This is a genomic window from Pseudomonas sp. 05N433, assembly GCF_056396925.1.
This window is the reverse complement of sequence record NZ_JBFTML010000025.1, coordinates 32,891-55,262: the sequence shown is the minus strand read 5'-3', so window position 1 is coordinate 55,262 and position 22,372 is coordinate 32,891. Positions and strand designations below refer to the sequence as shown.

At 61.2% G+C, this 22,372-nt stretch carries 19 protein-coding genes; 6 read left to right on the top strand and 13 right to left on the bottom strand.

What is annotated here, in order from left to right; genetic code table 11:
* Positions 1-79 precede the first annotated feature (79 nt).
* The 4 genes from AC1DIS_RS15130 to AC1DIS_RS15115 all read right to left on the bottom strand — a co-directional run bounded on the left by AC1DIS_RS15130 (position 80) and on the right by AC1DIS_RS15115 (position 6,548).
* Positions 80-1,399, bottom strand: a complete 1,320-nt coding sequence (locus AC1DIS_RS15130) for an MFS transporter (protein WP_018926549.1) — start codon at positions 1,397-1,399, stop codon at positions 80-82.
* A 313-nt stretch (positions 1,400-1,712) separates the two neighbouring features.
* Positions 1,713-3,047, bottom strand: a complete 1,335-nt coding sequence (locus AC1DIS_RS15125; RefSeq protein WP_477744538.1) for a sigma-54-dependent transcriptional regulator — start codon at positions 3,045-3,047, stop codon at positions 1,713-1,715.
* Positions 3,047-4,807: a sensor histidine kinase gene (locus AC1DIS_RS15120; RefSeq protein WP_477780954.1), complete on the bottom strand. Its 1,761-nt coding sequence runs from the start codon at positions 4,805-4,807 to the stop codon at positions 3,047-3,049. The genes AC1DIS_RS15125 and AC1DIS_RS15120 overlap by 1 nt, the downstream gene beginning before the upstream one ends.
* Positions 4,808-5,024: 217 nt before the next feature.
* The gene (locus tag AC1DIS_RS15115; protein ID WP_018926542.1) at positions 5,025-6,548 is read right to left on the bottom strand and encodes a fumarate hydratase; all 1,524 of its coding nucleotides are present in this window, start codon (positions 6,546-6,548) and stop codon (positions 5,025-5,027) included.
* Positions 6,549-7,114: 566 nt separating this feature from the next.
* Here AC1DIS_RS15115 and AC1DIS_RS15110 point away from each other — a divergent pair.
* The 3 genes from AC1DIS_RS15110 (at position 7,115) to AC1DIS_RS15100 (ending at position 10,047) form a co-directional block, all read left to right on the top strand.
* On the top strand, positions 7,115-8,221 hold the full coding sequence (locus AC1DIS_RS15110; RefSeq protein WP_026286454.1) for a GGDEF domain-containing protein: 1,107 nt from the start codon (positions 7,115-7,117) through the stop codon (positions 8,219-8,221).
* Positions 8,214-9,149, top strand: a complete 936-nt coding sequence (locus tag AC1DIS_RS15105) for an iron-sulfur-binding ferredoxin reductase (protein WP_477744540.1) — start codon at positions 8,214-8,216, stop codon at positions 9,147-9,149. Before AC1DIS_RS15110 ends, AC1DIS_RS15105 begins: the two co-directional genes overlap by 8 nt.
* A gap of 148 nt (positions 9,150-9,297) precedes the next feature.
* Positions 9,298-10,047: an enoyl-CoA hydratase-related protein gene (locus AC1DIS_RS15100; protein WP_477744541.1), complete on the top strand. Its 750-nt coding sequence runs from the start codon at positions 9,298-9,300 to the stop codon at positions 10,045-10,047.
* Between the two features lie 97 nt (positions 10,048-10,144).
* Here the strand turns inward: AC1DIS_RS15100 and pyk are convergent, their stop codons facing one another.
* Positions 10,145-11,596: a pyruvate kinase gene (gene pyk / locus AC1DIS_RS15095; protein ID WP_018926537.1), complete on the bottom strand. Its 1,452-nt coding sequence runs from the start codon at positions 11,594-11,596 to the stop codon at positions 10,145-10,147.
* 173 nt (positions 11,597-11,769) lie between these two features.
* Here pyk and AC1DIS_RS15090 point away from each other — a divergent pair, with 173 nt between their 5' ends.
* The gene (locus tag AC1DIS_RS15090; protein WP_018926536.1) at positions 11,770-12,144 is read left to right on the top strand and encodes a tetratricopeptide repeat protein; all 375 of its coding nucleotides are present in this window, start codon (positions 11,770-11,772) and stop codon (positions 12,142-12,144) included.
* 237 nt (positions 12,145-12,381) lie between these two features.
* Positions 12,382-12,741, top strand: coding sequence for a PilZ domain-containing protein (locus AC1DIS_RS15085; protein WP_018926535.1), 360 nt, complete (start codon positions 12,382-12,384; stop codon positions 12,739-12,741).
* Positions 12,742-12,811: 70 nt separating this feature from the next.
* Here AC1DIS_RS15085 and AC1DIS_RS15080 read toward each other — a convergent pair whose 3' ends face one another.
* The 8 genes from AC1DIS_RS15080 to AC1DIS_RS15045 all read right to left on the bottom strand — a co-directional run bounded on the left by AC1DIS_RS15080 (position 12,812) and on the right by AC1DIS_RS15045 (position 20,738).
* Entirely contained in the window at positions 12,812-13,204 is a 393-nt protein-coding gene (locus AC1DIS_RS15080; RefSeq protein ID WP_477744542.1) for a DUF6124 family protein, read from the bottom strand.
* Between the two features lie 274 nt (positions 13,205-13,478).
* Entirely contained in the window at positions 13,479-13,727 is a 249-nt protein-coding gene (locus tag AC1DIS_RS15075) for a hypothetical protein (RefSeq protein WP_064616337.1), read from the bottom strand.
* A gap of 142 nt (positions 13,728-13,869) precedes the next feature.
* Positions 13,870-15,201, bottom strand: a complete 1,332-nt coding sequence (locus AC1DIS_RS15070) for a DUF58 domain-containing protein (protein ID WP_477780951.1) — start codon at positions 15,199-15,201, stop codon at positions 13,870-13,872.
* Between the two features lie 148 nt (positions 15,202-15,349).
* A complete protein-coding gene (locus AC1DIS_RS15065; RefSeq protein WP_477744543.1) occupies positions 15,350-16,351 on the bottom strand; it encodes an AAA family ATPase in 1,002 nt (333 codons plus the stop codon).
* Positions 16,348-17,511 carry a DUF4350 domain-containing protein gene (locus AC1DIS_RS15060; RefSeq protein ID WP_064616340.1) on the bottom strand — a complete coding sequence of 388 codons (1,164 nt, stop codon included), beginning with the start codon at positions 17,509-17,511 and terminating at the stop codon, positions 16,348-16,350. Before AC1DIS_RS15060 ends, AC1DIS_RS15065 begins: the two co-directional genes overlap by 4 nt.
* Positions 17,508-19,052, bottom strand: coding sequence for a DUF4129 domain-containing protein (locus tag AC1DIS_RS15055; RefSeq protein WP_477744544.1), 1,545 nt, complete (start codon positions 19,050-19,052; stop codon positions 17,508-17,510). The genes AC1DIS_RS15060 and AC1DIS_RS15055 overlap by 4 nt, the downstream gene beginning before the upstream one ends.
* Positions 19,039-20,016 carry a stage II sporulation protein M gene (locus AC1DIS_RS15050; protein WP_477780950.1) on the bottom strand — a complete coding sequence of 326 codons (978 nt, stop codon included), beginning with the start codon at positions 20,014-20,016 and terminating at the stop codon, positions 19,039-19,041. Before AC1DIS_RS15050 ends, AC1DIS_RS15055 begins: the two co-directional genes overlap by 14 nt.
* Positions 20,013-20,738: an RDD family protein gene (locus AC1DIS_RS15045; RefSeq protein WP_018926528.1), complete on the bottom strand. Its 726-nt coding sequence runs from the start codon at positions 20,736-20,738 to the stop codon at positions 20,013-20,015. Before AC1DIS_RS15045 ends, AC1DIS_RS15050 begins: the two co-directional genes overlap by 4 nt.
* A gap of 183 nt (positions 20,739-20,921) precedes the next feature.
* Here AC1DIS_RS15045 and sbcB point away from each other — a divergent pair, with 183 nt between their 5' ends.
* Entirely contained in the window at positions 20,922-22,352 is a 1,431-nt protein-coding gene (gene sbcB / locus AC1DIS_RS15040) for an exodeoxyribonuclease I (RefSeq protein WP_477780949.1), read from the top strand.
* Positions 22,353-22,372: the final 20 nt, after the last annotated feature.

Below are 22,372 nucleotides of genomic sequence, written 5' to 3'. Positions count from 1 at the left end.
TCCTACAGATGATCGCGTACCCCTGTAGGAGCGAGGCTTGCCCGCGAAGAGGCCGGTACAGCCGCCATCAATGTTGCTGTCAGTCGGTCTCGATCCGCGAATGCTTGCGGGTGTCTTTCATGGTCACGTACACCAGCAACGACACCGCGATGCACGCCGTGACATACCAGTAGTAACCGGTTTCCATGCCGATGCTCTTGAACCACAGGGCGATGTATTCAGCGGTGCCGCCGAAGATCGACACGGTCAGTGCGTACGGCAGGCCGACGCCCAGGGCGCGGATTTCGGTCGGGAACAATTCGGCTTTGACCACCGCGTTGATCGAGGTGTAGCCGCTGACGATGATCAGCGCCGCCATGATCAGGAAGAACGCGCCCCACCAGCTCTGGATGGTGTGCAGGGTGGTCAGGATCGGTACGGTGAACAGCGTCCCGAGAATGCCGAAGGCAATCAGGATCGGCCGCCGACCGACTTTATCCGACAGCCCGCCGATGATCGGTTGCAGGCACATGAACAGGAACAGCGTGGCCGCGGAAATCGTGGTGGAGTCGGAGATGCTCATGCCGACGGTGTTCACCAGGTATTTCTGCATGTACGTGGTGTAGGTGTAGAACGCCAGCGTGCCGCCCATGGTCAGGCCGACCACGGTCATCAGTTCCTTGGGATGGCGCAGCAAGGTGCGCATCGCGCTTTCTCGGGCTTTCTCTTTCTTGGTGAACGACTCGGTTTCTTCCATGCCGCGACGCAGGTATAGCGCGACCACGGCACACAGCGCGCCGATGGCGAACGGAATGCGCCAGCCCCAGGCGTACAGCTCTTCGGTGGTCAGGAAGTTTTGCAGCACGATCAGCACACCCAGGGCGATGAGCTGGCCGGAGATCAGCGTCACGTACTGGAAACTGGAGTAGAAGCCGCGACGTTCCTTGGTCGCCATCTCGCTGAGGTACGTTGCCGAGGTGCCGTACTCACCCCCCACCGACAAACCTTGCAGCAGGCGGGCGAACACCAGCAGGATCGGCGCGCCGATACCGATGGTTTCATAGCCCGGGCTCAGGGCGATCAGCAGCGAGCCGAAGCACATCAGGTAGACCGACGCCATGAGCGCGGCTTTACGGCCGGCCTTGTCGGCGTAGAGGCCCATCAGCCAACCGCCGATCGGGCGCATCAAAAAGCCCACGGCGAAGATTGCGGCGGTGTTGAGCAGTTGGGCGGTGGTGTCGCCTTTGGGGAAGAAGACTTTGGCGAAGTACAGGGAGAAGGCGGCGTAGACGTACCAGTCATACCACTCGACCATGTTGCCGACAGAGCCGCTGAAGATCGATTTGATCCGGCTGGCGGTGCTTCTTTCTTTAGCCGGCACGGCAGCCGACCCAAGGGGCAGGGCGTTGGAGTTATCCATTGAAGGATCCTTCGTTTAATTGTTTTTGTGGAGCGCGTGTAAACGCAGCCTGCAGGGGCTATAGCAGGAGCTGTGCCAAGGGGAGGAGGGCCGGTTTAGAGGGGGTGAGAGGTTTTGTTGAGCGGATAGTCGCTCAAGGTATGCGTAAGTATGAGCGGATTTCCGCCGATCACTTGTGGCGAGGGGGCTTGCCCCCGTTGGAGTGCGAAGCRCTCCCCGGCATTTTTTCAGGTACACCACATTTGCAGATTTTACGACTGCTTCGCAGCCGAACGGGGCGATGCGGCGTTCCGACAAGCCCCCTCGCCACAGGTCATGTGTCGGATATGAACATCTCCCGGCTCAAGCCATGGCGCTGCATCTTTTCATTGAAGGTCCGGCGCGGCAGTTGCAGTTCTTCAAGCACCGCTTTCACATCGCCCTTATGCCGGGTCAGCGCCGCGCGCAAGCAATGCGCTTCGAAGGCTTCCGCCTGCGCCGCCAGTGACTGGCCGGGATCGATCCCCACCGGTTCCGGTTCGCCGAGGCCCAGCACCTGGCGCTCGGCGACGTTGGCCAGCTCGCGCACATTGCCTGGCCAGTCGTGGCTCAGCAGATGGCTCAATTGCGGCCCGCTCAACGGTGGAAAGGTACGGCCAAGACGTTCGGCGGCACTTTGCGCGAAGAACTCGAACAACAGCGGAATGTCTTCACGCCGATCGCGCAACGGCGGCAGCCGCAGCTCGGCGACGTTCAAGCGATAGGCCAAATCCTCGCGAAAACGCCCGGCCCGGGCTTCATCCAGCAAGTCGGGTTTGGTCGCGGCGATGATCCGCAAATCCACGTGGATACTCTGATTGGAGCCCAATCGCTCGAGCTTCTGCTCCTGCAACACCCGCAGCAGTTTCACCTGCTGCGCCAGCGGCATGCTTTCGATTTCATCGAGAAACAGTGTGCCGCCGTCGGCGTATTCGAGCTTGCCGATGCGTTTGCCCTGGGCGCCGGTGAACGCGCCGCTCTCATGGCCGAACAGTTCGGCCTCGAACAACTGCTCGGGAATCGCCGCGCAGTTCAGCGCGACAAAGGGTTGGTCGGCGCGGGGGCCGAAGTCGTGCAGGCAGCGGGCAACCAGTTCCTTGCCGCTGCCGGTTTCGCCACGGATCAGCACATTGACCGGCAGCGTCGCCAGATCCAGCACTTGCCGGCGCAGCGTCTGCAAACCACGGGACACTCCCAGCAGGGTGGCATCGAGTTTGGCGCGATTGTCGGCCTGTTCGTGCAGGGCACGGTTTTCCAGCACCAGCCGGCGCTTGTCCAGCGCCCGACGCAGGCTGCTCAGCAGGGTTTCCGGGCTGAAGGGTTTTTCGAGGAAATCGTAGGCGCCATCGCGCATCGCTTCGACGGCCATCGGCACATCGCCGTGACCGGTCAGCAAGATCACCGGTAAATCGGCGTCGCGGCGCTGCACTTCGGCCAGCAGTTCCAGCCCGCTCATGCCGGGCATGCGCACATCGCTGAGAATCACCCCAGGGAAGTGTTTCGGCAGTTGCGCCAGGCACTCATCGGCGCGGCTGAACAGCTGCACCTCGAACCCCGACAGGCTCAGCCACTGTTCGACGGCGCTGCGGATGCTGCTTTCGTCATCGACCACCATCACCGAATTGAGCATCAGGCAGCTACCTCCAGATCAATGGGCAACGTCAGGCTGAACACCGCGCCTTTTTCGCCATTATCGGCGCTCAGGCGTCCGCCCGCTTCGTGGACGATGGCAAAGGACACGGCCAGCCCCAAGCCCAGGCCATCACCCACCGGCTTAGTGGTAAAGAATGGATCGAACACCTGGCTCAAGTGTTCTTCGGCAATGCCGCCGCCATTGTCGATCACACTCAGGCGCCATAGCTGTTCATCGGCTTCGAGACGAATTTCCAGACGCTTGCAGGGTTTGCCCTGCATGGCGTCCAGGGCGTTGCGCAGCAGGTTGATCAGCACCTGTTCCAGACGAATCGCATCGCCACGTACCCAGGCCGGACGGGTCAGGTGCAGCACCAGGCTGACCTGTTCATCGCGCAGGCGCGCGTCGAGCAATTGCAGGGCCTGATCCACCACCGCCGCCAGATCCAGTCGTTCGCGCAAACCGCTGGGGCTTTTGCGCGCGAAGGTTTTCAGGTGGCCGGTGAGGGCGGCCATGCGCGTGAGCATGTCGTCCACCGGTTTGAGCGCCTTGTAGGCGTCGTCGACCCGGCCGTGATCGAGTAGCAACCTCAGCGTAGCAAGCTGCATGCGCTGGGCGGTCAGGGGCTGATTGATTTCATGGGCCAGCGCTGCGGACATCTGCCCCAGCGCCGCGAGTTTGGCCGATTGCACCAGTCCGTCCTGAGCGGTGCGCAGGTCACGGGTGCGTTCTTCCACCAGTTGTTCGAGTTCTTCGCGGCTGCGTTGGCGCATTTTGGCCAGGCGCCAGCGTTGATTAAGGAACAGCAACAGAAACACCAGCGCCAGCCACAACCCGGCAGCGGCGAGCGCGGCGTTACGGATGTCTTCGAAGGCGACTTGCGGGCGGCGCAACAGGTGCAAGGTCCAGCCTTCAGTGCTCAGCGGCAGCGATTCCCACAGGTAGTTTGCCGTGCCGTCAGGTCCGACGACGCGCGCCAGATCACTGTTGTCGTCAAAGCGCTGCAGCGATTGGTAATCCAGCGGTGTCAGCGGTTGTTTGTCGTATTGGCGGGTGGCCTTGAGCTCGGTGTGATCGCTGTCGTTCAACGGTTTCAACAGGCGATAGCGCCAGCCCGGCTGGTTGGCAATGAAGATGATCCCGCGCGCATCGCTGACCAGCAACGTGTCGCTGCCCTGACGCCATTCGCGCTCCAGTTCCGGGAATTCCAGTTTCACCACCATGGCGCCGAGGAACTCGCCGCTGTCGCGGGTCACCGCGCTGGAGAGAAAGTAACCGGGAATGCCACTGGTGACGCCTACCGCATAAAAGCGCCCGGCGCCCTGGGTGCGGGTCTGGCTGAAGTAAGGGCGAAAACCGTAGTTGTGGCCGACGTAACTGCTGGGCAAACGCCAATTGCTGGCGGCCACGGCCAGGCCGGTGCGGTCGAGCAGTTCCAGAGTCGAGGACTGCGCCGCACCGTTGATTTTTTCCAGTTTGCGGTTCAGTGCGTCCTGTTGCTCAGGCGTTACCGGGCCATCGAGCGCGGCGCGCAACTCCGGGTCSAGTGCCAGCACGGCGGGCAGGGCTCGGTAGCGGTCGATCAGGGTRTGCAGSGAMKTGGCRTACAGCSCCAGTTGCTGGTTGGCGCGGGCGGCGTCTTCTTCCAGCGCCTGGCGTTCGGCGTGGCGGATGGCCAGGGTGGCGGCGAGGACGGCACCGGCGACGATCAGCAGGGAGTACAACGACAGACGCAGGGTACGGGAGGTCGGCAGCATGCTGGCGCAAACAGAGAGTAAGTCGGGCGGGCACCATACCATGCAGGTGATCGGCTCGGCGTCCTGTTCGCGCACTCACCGATCGTTCGGGCGACTGACAGGCTTGAGAGTTGCCAAAGTACCAGGTTTTTCTATCGCGAACGGTTTGGACACTGGATAAAAAAAACGGCCGGGTCATCCATAACGATGAGCCGGCCGTACGGGCAGACTGAAGCGCTTACTGCACTTCCACCGCCAGGCTTTCGCTGATCTTCTGCTGCCAGATCGCAGGGCCAGTGATGTGTACCGACTCACCCTTGCTGTCCACCGCAACGGTGACCGGCATGTCTTTCACGTCGAACTCGTAGATCGCTTCCATCCCCAGTTCGGCGAACGCCACCACGCGGGATTTCTTGATCGCTTGCGCCACCAGGTAAGCCGCGCCGCCGACTGCCATCAGGTAAACGGCTTTGTGGTCCTTGATCGCTTCGATTGCGGTCGGGCCGCGCTCGGATTTGCCGATCATGCCCAACAGGCCGGTTTGCTCGAGGATCTGACGGGTGAACTTGTCCATCCGCGTGGCGGTAGTCGGGCCAGCCGGGCCAACCACTTCTTCGCGCACCGGATCAACCGGGCCGACGTAGTAGATGAAGCGACCTTTCAGGTCCACCGGCAGGGCTTCGCCCTTGTTCAGCATCTCGACCATGCGCTTGTGCGCGGCGTCGCGGCCGGTGAGCATCTTGCCGTTGAGCAGGACGGTTTCGCCCGGCTTCCAGCTCTGCACTTCTTCCGGTGTCAGGGTGTCGAGGTTGACGCGACGGGCCGATGGGCCGGCTTCCCAGACGATTTCCGGGTAGGCGTCCAGCGGTGGCGCTTCCAGCGAGGCCGGGCCGGAACCGTCGAGCACGAAGTGCGCGTGACGGGTGGCGGCGCAGTTCGGGATCATGCACACCGGCAGGGAGGCGGCGTGGGTCGGGTAATCCATGATCTTCACGTCGAGCACGGTGGTCAGACCGCCCAGGCCCTGGGCACCGATGCCCAGTTGGTTAACCTTCTCGAACAGCTCCAGGCGCATCTCTTCGATACGGTTCTGCGGGCCGCGTGCTTTAAGCTCGTGAATGTCGATGGATTCCATCAACACTTCCTTGGCCATCACGGCGGCTTTCTCGGCGGTGCCGCCGATGCCGATGCCGAGCATGCCCGGTGGACACCAGCCGGCGCCCATGGTCGGAACGGTTTTCAAAACCCAGTCGACGATCGAGTCGGACGGGTTGAGCATGGCCATTTTCGACTTGTTCTCGGAACCGCCGCCCTTGGCCGCCACGTCCACTTCCACGGTGTTACCCGGAACGATGGAGTAGTGGATAACGGCCGGGGTGTTGTCCTTGGTGTTTTTACGAGCGCCCGCCGGGTCGGCGAGGATCGAGGCACGCAGGACGTTTTCCGGCAGGTTGTAAGCCCGGCGCACGCCTTCGTTGATCATGTCGTCCAGGCCCATGGTGGCGCCATCCCAACGTACGTCCATGCCTACGCGCACGAACACGGTGACGATGCCGGTATCCTGGCAGATCGGGCGGTGGCCGGTGGCGCACATGCGCGAGTTGATCAGGATTTGCGCGATGGAATCGCGGGCTGCCGGCGATTCTTCACGCAGGTAGGCCTCGTGCATCGCCTGGATGAAATCCACGGGGTGGTAGTAAGAAATGAATTGCAGGGCGTCAGCAACGCTCTGAATCAGGTCGTCTTGCTTGATCACGGTCATCGAGTCGCGCTCCTCTAAAAGACGGGAACATTCAATAAGGTGCCTGCGGCTTGGGTGCATCGGTCGGTCGCAGACACCTTTCAAGGCACGCCGGGCATGCTGGCGCGACGCTAAAAAGGCGCGGCAGTATACCGCGCATCAAAGGCGGGTACATCCGTTGACAGTCAAACGTTGGTCGCATACATCGCCGGTGCGGATCGCCACGAATCCTGATATAGCCGCACAACGCGAACCTGTAGCAGCTGCCGAAGGCTGCGTTCGGCTGCGAAGCAGTCGTAATATCAGAGATTTGCGGTATGTCAGGCAGACCGTGTCAGCCGGATTCACGACTGCTTCGCAGCCGAACGCAGCCTCGCAAGCTCGACAGCTGCTACAGCGAACGCAGTCTTCGGCAGCTGCTACCTGGAATGCAGCAAGGCTCGACTCACAGGAAGCGGGTCATGGGTTTGACGCCAGATTTTCGCCACAAAAATTGAATGGTCATTTATCAGACTCGCCACTAAAGTGGCATCCGGCCTGTAGAGTAGGACACTCTGACAGCCTCCTTTCGCACGGTGAATCAACGATTGACCCATAACGCCATCCAGCGGCTTTTGCTCAAACGCTTTGCCCTTGCGGCCGGCACTTATGCCCTGGCCTTGCTGCTGGTGTGGCTGGCGTTTTTCACCGGCCATTACAACGACTCCCTTGCTGGCATGGTGATCGGCAGCGTGTTGACGGTGTTCAGTCAGGCCGTGTTGTTCGCGGTTTTTTACAGCGGCACGAACCTGCGGTGTTCCGACCCCAGCCTGACCGAAGTGCAAATTCTGCTGGGGCTGGGTTGGCAATCCTGGCTGATCGCCCATCTGGACGAGGCGCGCGGTGCGTTTCTGGTGTTTTACCTGCTGATCCTGTTGTTCGGGCTGTTTCATCTGTCGCGTATTGCTTTTGTGCGTTGCGCGTTGCTGGTGTTTTTCAGTTTCAGCGCCATCACGTTATGGGAGCTCTACCACTTCGAGCTGCACGACCCGACGCAGTCCCTGTTGCAGGTGTGCGTGCTGTTTGTGGTGCTCGGCTGGCTGGTGCTTTATGCCCGTTACGTCCAGGTGTCGCGCCAGCGTATGCGGCAGCGGCGGTTCGCCTTGCAGGCGCATCAGGACACCCTGCGCGGGATGATGCGCCAGCTCGAAGGCCTGGTGGCGACCGACGAACTCACCGGGCTGTTCAACCGCCGGCATTTCCTGCGCCTGGCCTCCCGCGAGCTGAACGCCATGGAAGTCGGTGTGGTGCATGGCCTGGCGCTGATCGACCTCGACCACTTCAAACGCATCAACGATGTTCACGGCCACGCCGCCGGTGATCAGGTGCTGCAAGCGTTCGCCGGAGTGGCCACGGCCTGCCTGCGCGATGGCGATATTCTGGCCCGTTACGGCGGTGAAGAATTCGTGGTGCTGTTGCCCGATTGCGATGCCGAGCGCCTGACGGCCTGTTGCGAGCGCTTGCGCATAGCCTTCATGGATGTCGAATTGGTCGGCCTGGAGATCGCCCACCTCAGCCTGTCGGCGGGCATGACCTTGTTGGAACTGGGCCACGATCTGGATCACGCCTTGCACCGCGCCGATCAGGCGCTGTACCGCGCCAAGCGTGACGGCCGTAACCGTTGCGCGGCCGCCTGGGAGAATGTCGATGCCTGAGTTACGGGTCGGCGAACGCCAATGGGCAGTGGCGGCGGGCAGTAACCTGCTCGATGCCCTCAATCAAAACGGCGTGCCGGTGCCCTATAGCTGCCGCGCCGGCAGTTGCCACGCGTGCCTGGTCAAATGTGTCGAGGGCCTGCCCAGCGACAGCCGTCCCGATGCCTTGAGCAATGAACAGCGCCAACAGGGCTGGCGGTTGGCCTGTCAGTGCCAGGTGGTTGACGATCTGCAAGTCGAAACTTTTGACCCGCTGCGCGATGGTCTTGCCGCGCAAGTGGTCGCCAGCGATTGGCTGAGCGCCAGCGTGTTGCGCTTGCGCCTGAGCAGCGAGCGCCCGTTGCGCTATCAGGCGGGGCAGCATCTGGTGTTGTGGGCGGGGCAGGTGGCGCGGCCATATTCCCTGGCCAGCCTGCCGGAAGAAGACCGCTTTCTGGAATTCCACCTCGATTGCCGCCAACCGGGGAAGTTCAGTGACGCGGCGCGTCGCTTGAAAATCGGCGATCCGATCCGCCTCGGCGAGTTGCGCGGCGGGGCGCTGCATTACGATCCGGACTGGCACACCCGCCCGCTGTGGTTGCTGGCGGCCGGCACCGGTCTGGGGCCGTTGTTCGGCATCTTGCGTGAAGCGTTGCGTCAGCATCACCAGGGCGCCATCCGCGTCATTCACCTGGCCCATGATGCCAGTGAACATTATCTGGCCAAACCCCTGCAAGCCATGGCCGAGGGCCGTGAAAACCTTAATGTCGAGCTGTGGACGGCGGCCGAGTTGCCCGCGGCTTTGGCGCAACTGCGCCTTGTTTCCCGGCAAACCCTGGCCTTAGTCTGCGGAGCACCCGACAGCGTCGACGCCTTTGCCCGGCGCCTGTACCTGGCGGGTTTGCCGCGCAATCAACTGCTGGCGGATGTCTTTGTACCCCATGGTTGAGCGCTGATTGCTGTGGCGAGGGGGCTCGCCCCCGTTGGGCTGCGAAGCGGCCCCAAAAGTTTGTGAGCGCTGCGCACTGGAGCGCCAGCCCGGTCAAGCGGGAGCAAACTCCCTCGCCACAGTTGATCCTCTCAGATCAGGACACGCCATGCCCGACGCCATCCAGTTTGAACGTGAGCGCGGTTTACTGACCCTGCGCCTCAACCGCCCGGAAAAGAAAAACGCCCTGAACCGTGCCATGTACAGCCAACTGGCGGAGGGCTTGCGGCTTGCCGACAGCGATCCCGACATCAACGCCGTGCTGATCACCGGCAGCTCCGAGTGCTTCACGGCTGGCAACGACATTGCCGACTTCATCCAGCAACCGCCGGGCAACCTCGACAGCCCGGTGTTTCACTTCATGCTCGGCCTTCTTGAGTGCCGCAAGCCGGTGATCGCTGCGGTAGCCGGCGCGGCGGTGGGGATCGGCACGACGATGCTGCTGCATTGCGATCTGGTTTATGTCAGTGCGGCTGCGAGGTTGCGCATGCCATTCGTCAATCTGGGGTTATGCCCGGAGTTCGGCTCCAGCCTGATCCTGCCGCGCTTGCTTGGGCAGGCCAAAGCGGCGGAGTTGTTGCTGTTGGGTGAAGGGTTCAGCGGTGAACAGGCTGCGGCGTGGGGCATTGCGACTGAGGCCTTGGGCAGTGGCGAGGCGGCGTTGGCCAAGGCGCGGGAGATGGCGTTGCGGTTCGAGTCATTGCCACCGGAAGCGGTGCGCATCAGCAAGCAATTGATGAAAGCGCCGGACCGGGAACAGCTGCGCCAGGTCATAGAAGAAGAGGGCGCGTTGTTCACCCAGCGGTTGCGCTCGCCGGAAGCGATGGCGGCGTTGTCAGCGTTTATCAGCAAACACTAACCGATCGTTCCCACGCTCTGCGTGGGAACGATCACCACAGACGAAAAAAGCCCCACCATTCACATGGCGGGGCTTTTGTTTTTCAGCTATCGGTCACTCAGACCTGCGGGTCGCCCACGTGCAGGATCTTCATGCCGTTGGTACCGCCGGTGGTGTGGTAGCTGTCGCCCTTGGTCAGGATCACCCAGTCACCTTTCTGCACGACGCCGCGCTTGACCAGCTCGTCGATGGCTTTCTGGCTGACTTCGTTCGGTGCCAGCGAGGCCGGGTCGAACGGAACGGTGTACACGCCACGGAACATCGCTGCGCGGGCCTGGGCTTCGCGGTGCGGGGTGAACGCGTAAATCGGCACCGACGAGCGGATACGCGACATGATCAGCGGGGTGTAGCCGCTTTCGGTCAGCGCGATGATCGCTTTCACGCCTGGGAAGTGGTTGGCGGTGTACATGGTTGCCAGCGCGATGCTCTCGTCGCAGCGCTCGAATTCCTTGCCGATGCGGTGGCTGGAGGTCTTGCTGGTCGGGTGCTTTTCAGCGCCGATGCAGATGCGCGCCATGGCTTGCACCGCTTCCAGCGGGTACAGGCCAGCAGCACTTTCAGCCGAGAGCATCACGGCGTCGGTGTAGTCGAGCACGGCGTTGGCTACGTCGGACACTTCGGCGCGGGTCGGCATCGGGTTCTGGATCATCGACTCCATCATTTGGGTCGCGACGATCACGGCCTTGTTGTGGCGACGTGCGTGCAGAATGATTTTCTTCTGAATGCCCACCAACTCAGCGTCGCCGATTTCCACACCCAGGTCACCACGGGCCACCATCACCGCGTCGGAGGCCTTGATCAGGCCGTCGAGGGTTTCGTCGTCGGCCACGGCTTCGGCGCGTTCGATCTTCGCCACCAGCCAGGCGGTGCCGCCGGCTTCGTCGCGCAGTTGACGGGCATATTCCATGTCGGCGGCGTCACGGGGGAAGGACACGGCGAGGTAGTCGACTTCCATTTCGGCGGCGAGCTTGATGTCGGCCTTGTCTTTCTCGGTCAGGGCCGGTGCCGTCAGGCCACCGCCGCGACGGTTGATGCCTTTATGGTCCGACAGCGGGCCGCCGATGGTCACGGTGCAGTTCAGTTCGGTGGCGGTGGCGGTATCGACGCGCATCACCACGCGGCCGTCGTCGAGCAGCAGCTCGTCGCCCACGCCGCAGTCTTTCACCAGGTCCGGGTAGTCGATGCCGACCACTTGCTGGTTGCCTTCGGTCAGCGGATGGCTGGTGGAGAAGGTGAATTGATCACCGATCTTCAGCTCGATCCGCTTGTTGGCGAATTTGGCGATACGGATTTTCGGGCCTTGCAGGTCACCCAGCAGGGCGACGAAGCGGCCGTGCTTGGCAGCGAGGTCACGCACCAGCTTCGCGCGAGCCTTGTGCTCGTCGGGGGTGCCGTGGGAGAAGTTCAGGCGGGCGACGTCCAGGCCAGCCAGAATCAGCTGTTCGAGAACTTCCGGCGAGTTACTGGCCGGGCCAAGGGTAGCGACGATTTTGGTACGACGAACGGACATGCAAAGACTCCTGAGTTCAAGCGCTAGCAGAGGCTACTATGGTCTTTGGGTGTAGTCATTGTTCGTTTGCACTACTTATTGCTTTCTTTATTGAACGTGACAACTTTGCAGCACGCCATCCTGAAGATTTCCGACAACGGGTCGATACAAAGCGCAAGACAGGAGATCCCCTTATGCGATTCGTGCTCATTGCCGTCCTTGCCCTCAGTGCTGCGGGCTGCACCCATTGGTCGATGGACCATCATTTGAACAATGCCTACAGCGCCTACGAACGCGGCAACTGCGAACAGGTGATGCTCGAACTGTCCAAGGTCGATCGTGAAAGTCGTTCCCGCCGCTACGTACAGCCGGAAGTGTCGATGATGCGCGGCCAGTGCCTGGAACGGCAGAAGCTGTTCATCGATGCGGCGCAGACTTATCAGTTCATCATTGCCTCGTACCCGCAAAGCGAATATGCCTATCGCGCCCGTGCCCGTCTGGAAACCTTGCAGAGCCTGGGCCATTACCCAGCGCGCAGCGCGGCGGCCGTGCGCCCGACGCAGTTCTGATGGCCACTGTCATGCAACGGCTGGCGGCCCGGCGGTGGTGAGCTATAGTCGAATGGATCGGTTTTAGAGCCTTGCCTCTAAACCGGGGTGATACCTGTGATCGGCAGCAGTAAGCGTCAGCGTTGTAAGGACTGACGCACCAGGATCGGGGAGAGCGCGCCCAGGCTTATCAAGCAGCCGGCACGTTCCGAAGCATTAGTGCGGCCCTGCTTAAGGGCCTTGCTGGGCCATTTGCGCATGTTTACCGACCGCCGGATCGAGCGGCATCAACTGCCGTATTTTCTGAAAGTGTTCAACAGCGTCACCGACAAACCCATCGGCTTTCTGGGCAACTTGTCCAGCGACGGGCTGATGCTCATCAGCCAGTTGCCGATGATGGTGGGCGTCGACTTTGACCTGCGATTGAAAATCCCCGCCAGCGACGGCTGCCAGCAGGTCATTGACCTGAAGGCGTGTTGCCTGTGGTGCCATGAAGACGCCACGCCCCACCATTACGACACCGGGTTCAGCCTGCAACGGGCACCGCCGGAGTATGGGCAATTGGTGGAGGCGTTGACGCAGTACTTCAGTTTTCAGCCGTTGCCTGCTTCGGCCTGAAGTTCTGTGGTGCCTGTACTGACGCTATCGCGGCCTTGCCCGCGAAGGCGTCAGCCCAGGCGCCAGCTATTTAAGCCCCGGCCACCTTGATCGCCTTCTCGTTATCCAGCGACCGCTCCACCAGCATCAACCCCAACTCACTCATCCGGTAAATCGCCATCGCCAGATGTCGCGGCTTGTCGTCCAGGCTTTCCGCCAGGTCGAGCAGCAGAATGCTGACCGTCGAAAAGGTTTCGTAGGTCTCGATGGTCAAGGCTTCGGGATTGGCATCGGGGACAACGGTGAACATTTTCATGGATCGTTCCTCGGTGGGGCGTTCGTTGGCAAAACGCGGCTCAGTGTTTTCCTGTTTGAGATAGTGATCTAGAGCCCTGTTGGCAGCGTCTTGGAGTTTTCTTGAGTCGAGGGATCCGTAGGGGGAACGCGGGATGGTATTGAGTGAATTGGGTCGAGGCATTGACACGGTTAACTCCTTGTTGGAGCTACCGCCGATTCGGAGGTAGACGAATGGACGGCAGCGAGGGAAGGAGAACCTTATGTTGGGACGGACACCACCCACAATCAGCCTGGGTCGCTGACACTTGTAGGCAGATGCGCTTCATTCTGTAGCCGTTAGCGCTGCTATTCGAGAAGTCGGGAGGAGGACAACAAGCATATTACTGACCATGAACGTCAGTTGTTACCCGATGAGGAGCATCGGGTAACAGCCGAGGAGAATTACGACTCTTGATGGTTAGCTAGTCATTAGGGTCATGCTTTTTTGGAGCTTGTGATTCTTTAAAATCGGTGGAGATAGAAATAAGTGCCAAAGAGATGAATTCTTGGTTTCGATCTATCGCTTGCAATGCACATCGGATGTTATCCGCTATTTCGGTAGCACCTCGTTGCGCTATCCAATTCGATAGTTCTTCTATAGCGGCCCCCAAAGCCAGTTGGTTCTCATTGATCTGCGTTAGCACTGAAGCAAATAGTTTTGTCTCGTCCATGATGGATTCCTTGCGATAGAGCTTTCAGGTTGTTGAGTGGGACTGGTTTTCGTAAGTACCCGGATTGAGGGCTTGTCGTACGTGCTCGCACGTCATATCCATGTCGGCATCGTGATATGACGATTTTATATACGATTCGACGTTACATCGTTCCAGCTTTTTTCCACCCCAAGTACGCCGTCACCAACTCGGCCCCCAACTCTTGGGGCCGAGCATCCACCACCGGCACTCCATGAGCACTCAACCGCTCATGGAGCTGCGCCCGGTCATTCAAATAATCCACCGTCCCGCAATAGGCCAGCGCTTCAGGCAAGGTCTGCACCGGGGCGTGCCGTAGATTGTCGAGCAAGTCTTCACGCAGGCTCGCCACCAACACCCGATGCAGTTTGCTCAGGCGTTTGACCGCAGTCAGCAGTTCTTCGTCGTCTTCATCCCTTAGGTTGGTCACCAGCACTACCAGTGCCCGGCGTTTTTGTCGGGCCAGTAGCTGTGTGGCGGCAGCCTGGTAGTCGGCCGGGCGTTGGGTGCTGTCGAGGTCGTAGACGGTGTTGAGCAACACATTGAGCTGGCCTGTGCCCTTGACCGGGGCAAGGTAGTGCGGATGGTTGCTGGCGAAGGTGCTCAAGCCCACCGCGTCGCCCTGGCGCAACGCGATGTAGCTGAGCAGCAGGCAGGCATTGAGAGCGTGATCGAAATGCGCGAGCTCGCCGTCCTGGCTGCGCATGCGACGGCCGCAATCGAGCATGAAGATGATTTGCTGGTCGCGCTCGTCCTGGTACTCGCKGGCGATGGGGGTGCGTTGGCGGGCGGTGGCTTTCCAGTCGATCTGGCGCAGGCTGTCGCCTTCGCGGAATTCGCGCAGTTGATGGAATTCCAGGCCCAGGCCGCGACGTTGGCGCTGGCGTACGCCGAGTTGGCTGAGCCAGTTGTCTACCGCCAGCAACTGGCCGCCGTAGAGGCGGGCGAAGTCGGGGTAGACGCGGGTGGTGTCGGGTATGTTGAGCAGGCGTTTGTCGGACCACAAACCCATGGGGCTCGGCAGGTTGATTTCGCAGTATTCGAAGCTGAAATGGCCGCGCATGAGCGGGCGCAGGCGGTAGCTGATCTGGCTCTGTTGGCCGGGTTGCAGTTCGACCGACAGGGGCAGGTTTTCGACGCTCAGGCCGTCGGGTACGTGGTCGAAGATCTGAATGTTCAGTGGTTGGGTAAAATCATGCTCGACCTCCAATCGCACTTCGCTCCAGCGACCGAGTGCCAGGCTGCCGGGCATTTGTCGCTGGAGGCGCGGTGAGGGCAAACGCTTGAGGCGAATGGCGTCGAGTATCGCCAGGGCCAGCAGGGCCAGCAGTAATCCCCAGTTGATCGATAAAAGGCTTGATGGAACGGCGATGTCCAGCGCCCGTAAGGCGCCCAGCACGATGCCGATGGCTAGCAAGGCCGCAAGCCAGGCCAGTAGAAGCCGGGATGGTTTCATCGGCACACAGTTCCTGTGGCGAGGTAGCTTGCTCCCGCTCCAGTGCGCAGCGCTGGCAAGTTCTTCGCCCTATCAGAAATGTTGGGGCCGCTTCGCAGCCCAGCGGGAGCAAGCTCCCTCGCCACAGGGGTGGTCCGGATGGCCATGTTCACAGGCGTGGCGCCGGCACTTGGTCGAGCAGTTGCTTGAGCACCTGATCGACGTCCAGCCCTTCGATGTCCAGCTCCGGGGCAATCCGCACGCGGTGACGCAGTACCGCCAGGGCGCAACCTTTGATGTCGTCGGGAATCACGAACTCGCCTCCTCGCAACAAGGCGCGGGCGCGGGCGCAACGTGCCAGGGCGATGGAGGCGCGAGGCCCGGCGCCGAGGGTCAAACCCGGCCAGGTGCGGGTGGTGCGGGCCAGGCGCACGGCGTAATCGAGCACCTGATCGTCCAGCGGCAGGTCACTGGCAATGCGCTGCAAGGCCAGCACGTCCTTGGCTTGCAACACGGTGCGCAGCGGTTGTACATCGAGCATGTCGGCGCGGGTCGAGCGGCTGACCTGACGCACCATGTCCAGTTCCTGATCGGCCTCGGGGTAGTCCATGCGCACCTTGAGCATGAAGCGGTCGAGCTCGGCTTCCGGCAGTGGGTAGGTGCCTTCCTGCTCAATCGGGTTCTGGGTGGCGAGCACCATGAACGGTTGCACGATGGGCAGGGCGCGGCCTTCGAGGGTGACCTGGCGTTCCTGCATGGCTTCGAGCAACGCGGCCTGGGTTTTTGCCGGGGCGCGGTTGATTTCATCGGCCAGCAGCAGGTTGGTGAACAACGGGCCTTTGCGCAGTTTGAATTGCTCGGTTTGCAGGTCGTACACCGCATGCCCGGTGACGTCGCTGGGCATCAGGTCCGGGGTGAACTGGATGCGGGCGTATTCACCACCGAAGCACCGGGCGAGGGCGCGCACCAGCAATGTCTTGCCCAACCCCGGCACGCCTTCGAGCAGCACATGGCCGCCGGCGATCAGGGCGGTGAGCACATCGTCGATCACGGTGTTCTGGCCAATCACCGCTTTTTGCAATTCCGTTCTTATCGCCAGGGCCAACTGGCCGGCGCGCTGGCGCTGCTGGGCGGCGTGGGTCTGGGTGCCGGGCTCGATCTGTTCACTCATAAGGCGTTCCTCAAGGTTTGCAGGTGGGCGACCTGACGGCTGAATTCAGCGCTGGACAGCCGCTGTTTCGGTCGCGGGCTCATGGCCTGGCTGATGGCGCGTGTGGGGTGGCCGGTCAGGCGTGCGAGCACCAGCCATTGTTCGGCGACGCCGAGTTGTTCAAAACCGGGATGACGGTGGCGGACACGACGCAGGATGTCTTGCTGCAAGGCGTGCAACAGGCTGTGCTGACCGCTGCGGCGCAGCATGAAATCGGCGCTTGCGCGCAGGTGTTCCTGAAGATGCCGACGCGCCCTTGGGGCCGGCTCCAGCAAAGGGCCGCTGCGCACGCCAACGTGCCAGAAACCCAAAGCGATCAAGGCGATCAGGGCCACCAGGGCTTGGGGAAAGTAACGCCACAACAAGGTCAGCAGACTGTCGTGCTCGGTATTGAACAGCAGGGTCACATCGGTGTCGGCCGTCAGGTACCACAGCAGCCAGGCGTTGTCGTATTGGTTGATGGCCGGGGTTTTCCAGAGGTCGGCGTCGGTGACCACGGTGATTGAACCCAGCCCGTGGCTCAGCTGCATCATGTGCGTGGCCTTGCCACTGTTGGCCCAGGCCTGGGCGAGGTTTTTCGGGTCGTCGAGGTGGAACGCGGTATCGAAGCTGAAGTAGGCCGGCGCCTCTTCGTTTTCCAGATAGAGCTTGGTCAGTTTGGGGTAGGGATCATCGCGCAGATCGGGAGGCGAGTCCTTGAGGTCTTTGCTCAGGAACTGGTGCAACTGCACCCGGTCGAGCAGCAGGTCATTGCTTTGGCCGGTCTTTTCATCCCACAGGGCTTCGGCGACGAATACCAGGCGCCCACCGGCCCGGGTCCAGTTCAACACCTGATCCACCTGGCGCGGCGACATGTTCGAGCGGTCGCCGAGCAACAACAGGCTGTGCTGACGCGGTTCGAGGGTCGGCAGGATGTCGAGGCTGTTGGCGTGGCTGACGGTCAGGCCCTGTTTGCGCAGAAAATGCTCGGCGGCCAGGTAGGGATTGGCCTGGGCTTCAGGGGACGGGCCGTGTTCGATTTGTACCTGATAGGGTGTGGCCTTGAAATACAGGTAAACACTCAGCGCACCCAAGAGCACGACGATGAACACGCCGACCGCCAGCCATGCCCTGCGATTCAACGGACCGCTCCGGGGCCGAACAATGCGCGCCAGCCGTCACACAGTTCCTGTTGCAAATGCGCCGGTGGCAGGCGATGCCCGTAGGCCATGTTCTGCCAGTGTGCGGTCAGGCTTTTACTGAAGGCCAGCAACGCCGGTTGCTTCAAATGTTCAACGCGCTGAAGCACTTCGCCTTCGGTGTCGGCGGGCTTGAGCGTCATGTCGAAGTCGTTCAACAAGTGGCTGAGCAAGGCGCGATAGAGCAAGCCAAGGGCTTCACGCGGGTTGGTTTGCCAGAGGCTTTCGGCGCTGGCCGCAATATCGGCGGGCAGGGTTTCGCGGTTGAGGTCCAGGCCGAACGCCTGCTGCGGCAATGGTCGCGTCACTTTTCGGTTGAGCGCTGGCCGGCGGCTGACGAACGCCTGCAACCAGTCGCGGTAACGCCAGATCAACAGGCCAATGGCGCCGATCACCGCGCCCCACAGCAACACCTCGATCAGGTTGGCCAATGCGCCGAAACGTTGGCTGTCGAGCAAACTGAACAGCGCTTTCAGCCAGGCGGGTGTTTGACCACCGTGCGCAGTATCGTCGTTGGGCTTGTCTTCGCCAAACCGATAGCGGGTCACCGTTTCCTTGTTCTTGAACGGTGGCTGATCGAGGATGGCCTTGATGCTGTCTCGGGATGCCTGACTGGTCAGCGGTTGCTCCAGCAGACGCGGGCTGTCCGGTGACATGCCCGGTTCGGCGGCCCATACGCTTTGCCCCGTCGGCACCAGCACAAACGCCGCCAGCAGTAGCGTGATGACTGCGCTGCTCAGGCGTTGGCGCAAGCGGCGGAACACCAGTTCGATGTCCCAGGCTTCCAGCCGTGTGCGCCGGTTCAGGTAAAGGCTGAAACCACAGGCGACATAAATCGGTTCCCAGACCACCAGCACCAGGGCGTAAAAAGCATTGGTCAGGTGCTCCAGCCAGCGCCAGTCTTGTGTGGCGGCGGCAATCAAGGTCTGCCAGCCCCAGTCGAGTTCGACCTGCAGCGGCAAGAGCATGTAGAACAGCACCATCAGGCCGATCCACAACGCGGTTTCCAGGTGCACGCCGATGATCGTCAGCCATTGCGCGGCACCGGCATTGCGCTGCAACAGCACGCGTAAACGCTGTTGTCGTGCTTCGCCCTCCAGGCCTTCGAGTTGTACCACCGGCATCAGAAAGCTGCGGCTCAGGCTCAGGCGGCGCCAGGTCAGGCTGGCCAGCAGTTGCGGCGGGAGCAGGCGCGGCCATTGGCGCAGGGCCTGTTTCAGTGTGGGTGTTTCGCCGAACATGGCTTTGGACAGGATGTACAGCGGTAGCCGGTCGAACGCCGGTTTGAGCCACCAGAACAGGAGCAGGGCGAGGGAGGGCGACTCCCACAGCATCAAGCTGAGCAAGGTAAAAATCGGTAGGGTCACGATCGCCCAACTGGTCATCAACAGGCGTCGATGGCGCTGACTCAGCAGCACCCCCAGGTCCATGGCTTCCCAGTTTGTGCGTGGGCGAATCACTGCACTGGCGTCACTCAGGCGCATGGCGGGTCCGTCCGGCAAACAGCAGATAAGTCGCGACCAACACCCAGAGCGCTGCGCCGACCAGGTATTTGGTCAGCGGCGTGACTCCGGTCCGCGACGACCAGTAGGCTTCTATAAACGCTGCAATCAACAAAAACAGCATGACCCCGCAAATCAGCAACACGCTCTTGCTCGCCGCCACTCGCAGGGCTTCGGCGCGGGGCAAACGTCCCGGCGCGATCAACGCCCAGCCCAGTTGCAGGCCGGCGGCACCGGCCAGGGCAATGGCGCTCAGTTCGAAGGCGCCGTGCCCGATCACGAATGACCAGAAGGTTTGCCCGTAGCCGATGTGCGTCAGGTGCCCGGCCACCGCACCGATCATCAAGCCGTTGAAGAACAGGAAAAACGCGCTGCCCAGGCCAAACAGCAAACCGCTGGCGAAGGTCTGAAACGCGATGCCGATGTTGTGCATGATGTAGTAACCGAACATCTCCCAGTCTTCACTGGCCGCCCGTTCTGCCAAGCGCCCCAGATGACCGGCGACAGGGTCGTACATGCTTTGCATTTCACTGACCTGCTCGGCCGGGATCAGGTTGTAGACCAGTTCCGGGAACAGATACACCAGCAGCCCGATGYCAATTAGGCTGCCAAAAAATATCAGGCTGGCGGCAAGCACGAAGGGCCATTGTTCGCGCACCAGACGCGGGAAGTCGGCAAGGATGAAGCTCAGTACGTTGGCCCTCAGCCAACTGCGATGCCGATAAAGCTGTTGATGCCCGCGCAGCACTTGTTGCTGTAACGAGTCGACCAAAAAGCTGCTGTAACCACGCTCCTGAGCCAGGGCCAGGTGTTGGCAGAGCCGTCGATAGTCGCTGGGGAAGCTGGCGACTCGCGAGGTTTCCTTGCCGCGTTCCAGCCGTTCGAGCATGAGTGCAAATTGCTCCCATTCGGTCTTGTGGCGGCTTTCGAATAGGCTTTGCTTCATGTCGGGCCCAACAGTCCGCGGGCGATGCCGTTGAGTTCGGCCACGGCCTGCGGCGCTGAAACGTGCAGCGGTTGCGCGAGTATCGAGGCGAGTTCACCTGCCCGCGCCTCGGAGAGTTCACCCTGGCGCTCGGCAAACCCGAGGATGGCGCGTTGCTCGGTCAGCGTCAGCGCGAAAGCGGCACGGCGCGGCGGGGCATCGGGTAACTGCGGTCGGGTGAGCGGTTGTTCGCGGTAGATCACCAGCGTGCCGGCGGCCAGGTCGCCGAGGCGTTTGAAGGTGGGATGTTGCAGGCAACTGATCGCCCCGAGGAAGTAGCCGAACGGCAACATGTCGACAAATCGCAACAGGTTGCGCAGCAAGGACGCGGACCAGCCGATCGGGGTGCCATCGTCGTGCACCACGCGCAATCCCATCCATTGCTTGCCCGGCGAGCGCCCCTGATTGAGCACCTCGAACAGCACCATGTACCACCAGCTCACCACGAACAGCAAAATCGAGCCAAGCCCCGCGCCGAGTTTGCCGAGGAACGCCAGCACCATGAACAGCAGGCCCAGGATCAACCCGCGCAGGCCCAGGTCGATGGTGAACGCCAGCGCACGGACCATCAACCCGGCCGGGCGCAGTGGCAAGTCGATGCCTTCGGGCGTTTCGACCTGATACCGCGTATCCAGTGGCGGGGCCAGCGTTGCTTTCCGTGGCAGTGCTGTGGTCTCGAGCATGGGCAACCTTGCTGTGGCCGGTTTGCGATTCGATGTCCGTTCGATGCTAGCAGCCTCTCGGGGGGAAACGACATAACTATGTATTGCACGGTATGCGGCCGGAGGTGATTGAATGACAACATTTCTGGTCGAGGCAGCCTGTGTGCGCCTAGACTTCGCCGGTCTTCTGTTCAGGAACAACCCGTGACCTCGATCTTCTGGTACGACTACGAAACCACTGGCATCAACCCCCGTTGCGACCGTCCGTTGCAAGTGGCGGGGATTCGCACCGACTTCGATCTCAATGAAATAGACGAGCCGGTCAATCTCTACTGCCAGCCCAGTGACGACATCCTGCCGCATCCGGCGGCTTGCGCGATCACCGGTATCACGCCTGGTCTTCTGGCCGAGCAAGGTTTGAGCGAAGCCGATTTCATGACACGGGTTCATGCCCAGCTCGCCCTGCCCGGCACTTGTGGGGCAGGGTACAACACGCTGCGTTTCGACGACGAGATGACCCGTTACAGCCTGTATCGAAACTTTTTCGACCCCTACGCACGGGAGTGGCAGGGCGGCAACAGCCGCTGGGACCTGATCGACATCGTGCGCGCGGCTTATGCGTTGCGTCCCGATGGCTTCGTCTGGCCCACGGATGACGAAGGGCGGGTGACGCTCAAGCTCGAACGCCTGACCGCCGCCAATGGCATCGATCACGGAAATGCCCACGAGGCGCTATCGGATGTTCGCGCCACAATCGCCCTGGCGCGTCTGATTCGTGAAAAACAGCCGAAGTTGTATGACTGGCTGTTTCAGTTGCGCAGCAAACAAAAGGTGATGGACCAGATTCGGCTGTTGCAGCCGATGGTGCACATTTCCGGGCGCTTTTCGGCGGCCCGCCATTATGTCGGCGTGGTACTGCCACTGGCCTGGCATCCACGCAATCGCAACGCGCTGATTGTCTGTGACCTGCACCTGGACCCTCAGGGGCTGCTCGATCTGGATACCGAAACCTTGCGTCAGCGGCTTTATACACGCCGTGACGATCTGGCCGAAGGCGAACTGCCCGTGCCGCTCAAGCTCATACACATCAACAAGTGCCCGGTCGTGGCGCCGTTATCGGTACTTCGTCCCGAAGATCAGCAACGTTTGGGGCTGGACATGGCGCTCTATCAGGAACGGGCGCTGCGGCTAAGTGCCGCACAACAACTTTGGCAAGATAAAGTCTCGGGAGTTTATGCCCGCGAGGATTTCGCCGCGAGCCTGGACCCCGAGCAACAGTTATACGACGGTTTTATCGGCGATCGGGATCGGCGTCTATGTGAGCAAGTCAGAGCCGCCGACCCTGCGCAATTAGCACAAGAGCAGYGGCCTTTCGATGATGAACGTTTGCCCGAATTATTGTTTCGTTATCGCGCACGCAACTTTCCGGATACGTTGAGCCCGGAAGAGCAAGAACGCTGGCGAATATTTTGTCAGCAGCGTTTGTCCGTGCCGGAGTGGGGCGCTCCCAATACGCTGGAAAGTTTTCTGACAGCTGCCGCCCAATTGACGATTAGTCCTACATCGTTTCAGCAAGAGGTTCTGGATGAATGGCAGATTCATGTCCAGGCATTACGCAAACGTTTGAATATTTGAAAACGAAAATGACTTGCGAT